Source organism: Streptomyces sp. NPDC001617 (genome assembly GCF_053596855.1).
The window spans coordinates 51,825-58,527 of the sequence record NZ_JBSFHA010000066.1 but is presented as its reverse complement, the minus strand read 5'-3'; the positions used below and the strand labels follow the sequence as shown (position 1 = coordinate 58,527).

The following is a 6,703-nucleotide window of genomic DNA, read 5'->3' as shown; positions in this document are numbered from 1 at the left end:
CCCACCGCTTTCACCTCTGCCGGCCGCGCCCAACCGGCATGTCCGGCCCCACCCGGAAGACATGCCGGCACGCCGACGTCACGTGACCTCTGCTTGATGCGCCCCTCCGGGACGCCGTACCGGCCTCCGGCCGACCGCCTTCGGCAGTGGGCCTGCGTCGACACCGACGCTTTCACCTCTGCCGACCGCGCCCAACGGGCACGTCCGGCCCCACCCGGAAGACATGCTGGGCACGCCGACGTCACGTGGCCTCTGCTTGATGCGCCCCTCCGGGACGCCGTGCCGGCCTCCGGCCGACGGCCTTCGGCAGTGGGCCTGCGTAGACACCGACGCTTTCACCTCTGCCGACCGCGCCCAACCGGCATGTCCGGCCCCACCCGGAAGACATGCCGGCACGCCGACGTCACGTGGCCTCTGCTTGATGCGCCGCTCCGGGACGCCGTGCCGGCCTCCGGCCGACGGCCTTCGGCAGTGGGCCTGCGTCGACACCGACGCTTTCACCTCTGCCAGCCGCGCCCAACCGGCATGTCCGGCCCTACCCTGAAGACATGCTGGCACGTCGGCGTCACGTGTATTTCGCCATGATGGGCACCTGCATCACGCTGTTCGTCCTGGCCTGGGGAGTCGTGCGGATCTGGTCGGTTCCGGCGGCCGTGGCGATGTGTGTGGTGGCCATGGTCATCCCGCCGGTCGCCGCGATGGTCGCGAACCGGCGGGGGCCGGACGACCGCTGGTGGGACGACCCGTCCGGGGACCCCAAGTCCGACGAGTGGTGGGACGAGCTGGACGGCAAGAAACGGCCGCGGTGACGTGGCGCGGTGACGTGGTGGCCGGCCTCGAACGGCGGACGAGCCGGGATGGCCTCACCGCCGTCGACGACGCGCCGCTCCACGCTGTTCGCCCCGGCCCCGCGTCCCTGCGCCGGGGCCGCCTCAGCCCAGTGCGCGTCCCAGCACCCACACCACCGGTGCAGCGGCCGACAGCGGCAGGGCGACGCCTGCCGTGAAGTGCACGAACTTCGACGGGTAGTCGTAGCTCGCCACGCGATGGCCGATCAGCGCGCAGGCCGCCGCGCCCGCGCCCAGCAGGGCGCCCTTCGCGCCGAAGTCCGTCATGCCGCCGATCGCGATGCCCGCGCCGGCCGCGGCGAGCAGGGAGACGACCACCGAGGCCGGGGTCGGCAGCGGGAGCGCCCGGGCGAGGACCGCCACCGCGGCCGCGGCCGCGCCGACCGACACCGCGTCCGCGTCGGCCGCGAGGTAACCGGCCGCCACGATCGACAGCGCCGCCGAGGCGACGGTGGCCATCAGGCCGTACATTCGCTCGTCCGGGTCGGCGTGCGAGCGCAGTTGCAGGACGAGCGAGAGCAGCACCCAGACTCCGATCGTGCCCAGGATGGCCGCCGGTCCGTGCCCACGGCCCGCCACGAGGAGCACGACGTCCGCGACCAGCGCGCCGAGGAACGCCAGCGCGATGCCCTGCCGGGCCGGCCACATGCCGTTCAGCCGGAACCAGCCCGCCGCGGTGACGGCCTGGAGGACGACGAGGGGGACGAGGAGGGCGTACGACCCGACGGCCGCCGTACCGGACAGGAGCAGCCCCAGCAGCGCGGTGAGCGCGGCCGGCCGCATCCCGGGCTCGATGACCGGCGAACGGCCCTCCAGGCGGGCCCGCTGGGCATCCGTGATCCTGGAGTTGCCGCCGATGGTCGCCGGACCGTAGCCGGCGACTCCGACGGGGTTTTCCTCAGGCACGGAGGGTGCGGACACGGGTGCCTGCGGCTGCTGCTGCCATGCCTGAGCCGCCGGCTGGGGCGACTGCGGCGGCAGATACCCCGTCTCGGTCCCCTGCACCGGCGCCTGCACCTGTGTCTCCCACGTCTGCCCCTGCCACTGCTGCGTGTGCTGCGGGGCGGCGTACGGGTCGTCGTAGGTCTGCTGCCACTGCGGGTCGTAGCCCTGTTGGTACTGGTTCTGCTGGTACTGGTTCTGCTGGTACTGGTTCTGGTTCTGGTACGGCTGCTCGGTCATCCTCACCCTCCTGCGAACGGCGGGAGCACCTCGACCGTGCCGCCGTCGGCCAGCCGTACCGTCTCATGACCGCGGGTCCCGACAGGGTCACCGTCGATGAGGAACGAGCATCGCCGCAGCACCCGGGCCAGTTCTCCGGGGTGTCGCTCGCGCACGGCCTCGAGCGCGTCGGCGAGGGTGACCGCGTCGTACGGCTCCTCGGCGACCCCGGCCGCGGCCTTCGCGGCGGCCCAGTAGCGCACCGTGACCTTTGGCATCCGTTCCTCAATCGATCGGCGGCGCACACCATCGCGGTGCACCCCTGTGTTCCGTCAGGCTAGCCCGCCCGGCCGACAGCCCAGTTCCCGATGCGGGCCAGCAGCTCGTCCGTCGCCGCGTGTTCCGCGTGCCCCATGCCACCCTCCAGCCAGAGTTCGCCGTGCTCACCGGCGGCGGTGGCCAGCATGCGGGGATGGTCGACGGGGAAGTAGCCGTCCCGGTCGCCGTGCACGATCAGGAGAGGGGTGGGGGCGATGCGCGGCACCGCCTCCACCGGGGACAGCGGGACCGGATCCCACTCGCGGTGGTGGATCCTCGTACCGAAGCCGTAGCGGCCCACCAGACGGCCCTCCGGGCGCGTTACCAGCCAGTGGAGCTTCCGCATGGGGGCCGTGCCCCGGTAGTACCAGCGGGCCGGTGCACTGACGGAAACCACCGCGTCCGTATGCGCGTCCGTGCGCCCCTCCCGCCCCGACCCGTCCGAACCATCCGCACCATCCGGTCCGTACAGCGCCGCGTGCCGCAGCGCCACGGAACCGCCCATCGAGAAGCCGACGGTGGCCACGCGCGCGTGCCCGAGCGAGCGCGCCCAGCGGACGGCCGCGGCCAGATCGAGGACCTCCTTGTCACCGACCGTCGAGCGCCCGCCGGAGGCCCCATGGCCGCGGAAGGAGAAGCTGACCACGGCCCCGTACTGGGCGAACGCCTCGACGACCCGGCGGACGTGCGGCTTGTCCACGTCGCCGGTGAAGCCGTGGGCCATGACGAACACGAGATCAACGGCAGATGGCGCGGAGGCGTCGTATACGGCGGACCTCGGGTCGTATACGGAATCGATCGTCACCCCGTCGTCGGTGTGCAGAAACGTCCGCAAAGGTGTGCGTCTGATCGTCTCAGAGTTCGGAATACGGGTGGAACGGGCCACATGACCTGCCGGACCAGTGCTCATGTGGGCTATTCTGCTGGGCAGAGGACTCGGGCAGCGTAGCCCCCGGGTCCTTTTGTGCTTTCGGAAGCGTTGTATACGAAGCGGGAAACTCCAGGTGACCGCTGGTGTACGGGGCCTTCGGGATCGCAGAGCAGGTGATACACCGCACACGTCCTCGCAGGGACCGAGGAGGAACCAGACGTATGAGTTCTCTGCTGCTCCTGACCAATGCCCTCCAGCCGTCGACGGAGGTGCTGCCAGCTCTCGGACTGCTGCTGCACAACGTGCGCGTGGCACCGGCTGAAGGCCCCGCTCTCGTCGACACCCCCGGTGCCGACGTCATCCTCATCGACGGCCGCCGCGACCTTCCGCAGGTCCGCAGCCTCTGCCAGCTGCTGCGCTCCACCGGCCCCGGCTGTCCGCTCATCCTGGTCGTGACGGAAGGCGGCCTCGCGGCCGTCACCGCCGACTGGGGCATCGACGACGTCCTGCTGGACACCGCGGGCCCGGCCGAGGTCGAGGCGCGCCTGCGGCTTGCCATGGGCCGGCAGCAGATCGTCAACGACGACTCCCCCATGGAGATCCGCAACGGCGACCTGTCGGTCGACGAGGCGACCTACTCCGCCAAGCTCAAGGGGCGCGTCCTCGACCTCACCTTCAAGGAGTTCGAGCTCCTCAAGTACCTCGCCCAGCACCCGGGCCGCGTCTTCACGCGCGCGCAGCTGCTGCAGGAGGTCTGGGGCTACGACTACTTCGGCGGCACCCGAACGGTCGATGTGCACGTACGACGTCTGCGCGCCAAGCTCGGCCCCGAGCACGAGTCGCTGATCGGAACCGTCCGGAACGTCGGTTATCGATTCGTTACCCCCGAGAAGGCGGACCGGGTCGCCGACGAGGCCAAGGCCAAAGCGGATCGGGCAAATCCGGAGGATGTGGACGAGACCGCCGCCCTGGACGTGACCGAGGTACCGGCGGAGGCATAAGAGGCGCTCGGGCAGGGCATTGCTTCCGCACATGGGGTACCGAAGGAAGCTCTTCACGCCCTGCCCGGAGTCGGTCTCTCCGCGTAGACTCCGCGCGTGGCCAAGGTGACTCGGGATGATGTGGCGCGACTGGCGGGGACTTCCACCGCGGTCGTCAGCTATGTCATCAACAACGGACCCCGGCCGGTCGCCCCGGCCACGCGCGAGCGTGTCCTCGCCGCGATCAAGGAGCTGGGGTACCGGCCGGACCGGGTCGCCCAGGCGATGGCGTCCCGACGGACAGACCTCATAGGCCTGATCATCCCGGACGCTCGCCAGCCCTTCTTCGGCGAGATGGCACACGCGGTCGAGCAGGCCGCGTCCGAGCGCGGAAAAATGGTGCTGGTCGGCAACACCGACTACGTGAGCGAACGCGAGGTCCACTACCTGCGCGCCTTCCTGGGCATGCGGGTCTCCGGCCTGATCCTCGTCAGCCACGCGCTGAACGACCAGGCCGCCGCGGAGATCGAGGCCTGGGACGCGCGGGTGGTGCTCCTGCACGAGCGCCCGGAGGCCATCGACGACGTCGCCGTGGTGACGGATGACCTGGGCGGCGCCCGACTGGCCGTGGAGCATCTGCTGCAGCACGGCTACGAGTACGTCGCCTGTATGGGCGGTACGGCCGAGACGCCCGCCGTGGGCGACCCCGTCTCCGACCACGTCGAGGGCTGGCGCCGGGCGATGGAGGAGGCCGGGAAGCCGACCGAGGGGCGGCTGTTCGAGGCCCCGTACAACCGCTACGACGCGTACCGCATAGCGCTGGAGCTTCTCGGCGGGCCCCGGCGGCCCCCGGCGATCTTCTGCTCGACCGACGACCAGGCGATCGGTGTGCTGCGGGCGGCGCGGGAGCTGCGGATCGATGTGCCGGGGGAGCTTGCCGTCGCCGGGTTCGACGACATCAAGGAAGCGGCGCTGACGGATCCGCCGATGACGACTGTCGCGTCGGACCGGCCGGCCATGGCTCGGGCTGCCGTGGATCTCGTGCTGGACGACGGGGTGCGGGTCGCGGGGTCTCGGCGGGAGCGGTTGAAGGTGTTTCCGTCGAGGTTGGTTGTGCGTAGGTCCTGCGGCTGCGAGTAGCTCCGCCGGTTGGGCCGTCCTTCGGCTTGCGGTCCGTTGTGGCTGGTCGCGCCCACGCGGCGGAGCCGCCTGTGGATACAGCCCCGCGCCCCTCGCCGGCGTCTTCATGAGCCTTGGCTGAGAAGAGCTCCCAACCCCCGAGTTCCGCCTTTATATCGGGCATACGAGGTTCTGCCGGGCTTCTCAGCGGGCACTCAGGAAGCTCTCATGGTTGAGGGACAAGCTCAATGGCATGACCGAGAGCTTCCGCCGCAGCGGCGAGTACGAGAACCCGTACCAGGGCGACCAGCAGCAGTACGCCTCCTCGCCCGTGAACCCCGAGTGGCCGCCCCCGCCGGGGTACCAGCCGGCGCAGCAGCAGCCCGCTCCGCAGTCTGTGCAGCCGGTCGCGGTTGGCGCCGACGGCGGTGTCTACGGCGGTGACGGCAACGGCGGTGGTACGGCCGTGCTGGCCCCGGCGCCGGCCGAGTCGGCGCCGGGGGCCGAGCCGGCCGCGAAGAAGCGGACCCGCGGCCCCATCGCCCTCCTCGCCGCCGTGGCGATCGTGGCCGCGGCGATAGGCGGCGGCACGGCCTACGCCTTCCAGGAGCTGGCCGGCAACGACACCGTCGCCACCAGCTCCACGACCACCAACGTGGTGCCGTCCAGCAAGAAGGGCGACGTCGCCGCCATCGCCGCGGCCGTCAGCCCGAGCGTGGTCGAGATCAGCGCGACGCTGAGCAACGGCTCGTCCACCGGCTCCGGCGTGATCATCACCAGCGACGGCGAGATCGTCACCAACAACCACGTCATCTCCGGCGCCCAGTCGATCAAGGTGACGACCAGCAGCGGGAAGTCGTACACCGCGAAGGTGGTCGGCACCGACAGCAAGAAGGACCTCGCGCTGATCAAGCTGGAGGGCGCGTCCGGCCTGCAGGCGGCGTCCCTCGGCAACTCCTCCGGCGTCCAGGTCGGCGACACGGTCGTGGCGATCGGCTCCCCCGAGGGGCTGTCCGGCACGGTCACGAGCGGCATCGTCTCGGCCCTGAACCGCGACGTGACCGTCTCGACCGACGAGAGCCAGAGCCAGGGACAGGGCCAGAGCGGCGGCGACGGCCAGTGGCCGTTCTCCTTCGGCGGCCAGCAGTTCAACGGCGACACCGGCTCGTCCACGACGACGTACAAGGCGATCCAGACCGACGCGTCCCTCAACCCGGGCAACTCGGGCGGCGCGCTGATCGATGCCGGCGGGAACATCATCGGCATCAACTCGGCGATGTACTCGGCGAGTTCGTCCTCGTCCTCCGGTTCCTCCGACGCCGGCAGCATCGGCCTCGGCTTCGCCATCCCGATCAACACCGTCAAGGCCGACCTGGCCACGCTGCGGTCCGGCTCCACCAGCTGAG

Annotated in this window: 7 protein-coding genes; 4 read left to right on the top strand and 3 right to left on the bottom strand. The window is 70.9% G+C overall.

Annotated features, from left to right (window positions below; genetic code table 11):
- The first annotated feature begins 548 nt into the window (after positions 1 to 548).
- Positions 549 to 809 (top strand): DUF3099 domain-containing protein, encoded by a 261-nt coding sequence (locus tag ACWC09_RS37160; RefSeq protein ID WP_450855449.1) that lies wholly within the window; start codon positions 549 to 551, stop codon positions 807 to 809.
- A gap of 123 nt (positions 810 to 932) precedes the next feature.
- On the opposite strand, the gene ACWC09_RS37155 is transcribed toward ACWC09_RS37160, so the two are convergent.
- Genes ACWC09_RS37155 through ACWC09_RS37145 form a run of 3 tightly spaced genes read right to left on the bottom strand, consistent with a single transcriptional unit; the run spans position 933 to position 3,237 of the window.
- The gene (locus ACWC09_RS37155; protein WP_450855448.1) at positions 933 to 2,030 is read right to left on the bottom strand and encodes a hypothetical protein; all 1,098 of its coding nucleotides are present in this window, start codon (positions 2,028 to 2,030) and stop codon (positions 933 to 935) included.
- A 2-nt stretch (positions 2,031 to 2,032) separates the two neighbouring features.
- Positions 2,033 to 2,287, bottom strand: coding sequence for a MoaD/ThiS family protein (locus tag ACWC09_RS37150; protein ID WP_450855447.1), 255 nt, complete (start codon positions 2,285 to 2,287; stop codon positions 2,033 to 2,035).
- A gap of 59 nt (positions 2,288 to 2,346) precedes the next feature.
- Entirely contained in the window at positions 2,347 to 3,237 is an 891-nt protein-coding gene (locus ACWC09_RS37145) for an alpha/beta hydrolase (RefSeq protein WP_450855446.1), read from the bottom strand.
- 182 nt (positions 3,238 to 3,419) lie between these two features.
- Between ACWC09_RS37145 and ACWC09_RS37140 the strand changes: the two genes are divergently transcribed.
- From ACWC09_RS37140 to ACWC09_RS37130, 3 genes are all read left to right on the top strand, one after another.
- Positions 3,420 to 4,199 carry a winged helix-turn-helix transcriptional regulator gene (locus tag ACWC09_RS37140; protein WP_450855445.1) on the top strand — a complete coding sequence of 260 codons (780 nt, stop codon included), beginning with the start codon at positions 3,420 to 3,422 and terminating at the stop codon, positions 4,197 to 4,199.
- A 96-nt stretch (positions 4,200 to 4,295) separates the two neighbouring features.
- A complete protein-coding gene (locus ACWC09_RS37135; protein WP_450855444.1) occupies positions 4,296 to 5,318 on the top strand; it encodes a LacI family DNA-binding transcriptional regulator in 1,023 nt (340 codons plus the stop codon).
- A gap of 232 nt (positions 5,319 to 5,550) precedes the next feature.
- On the top strand, positions 5,551 to 6,702 hold the full coding sequence (locus ACWC09_RS37130; protein WP_450855443.1) for a S1C family serine protease: 1,152 nt from the start codon (positions 5,551 to 5,553) through the stop codon (positions 6,700 to 6,702).
- The last annotated feature ends 1 nt before the right edge of the window (position 6,703 follow it).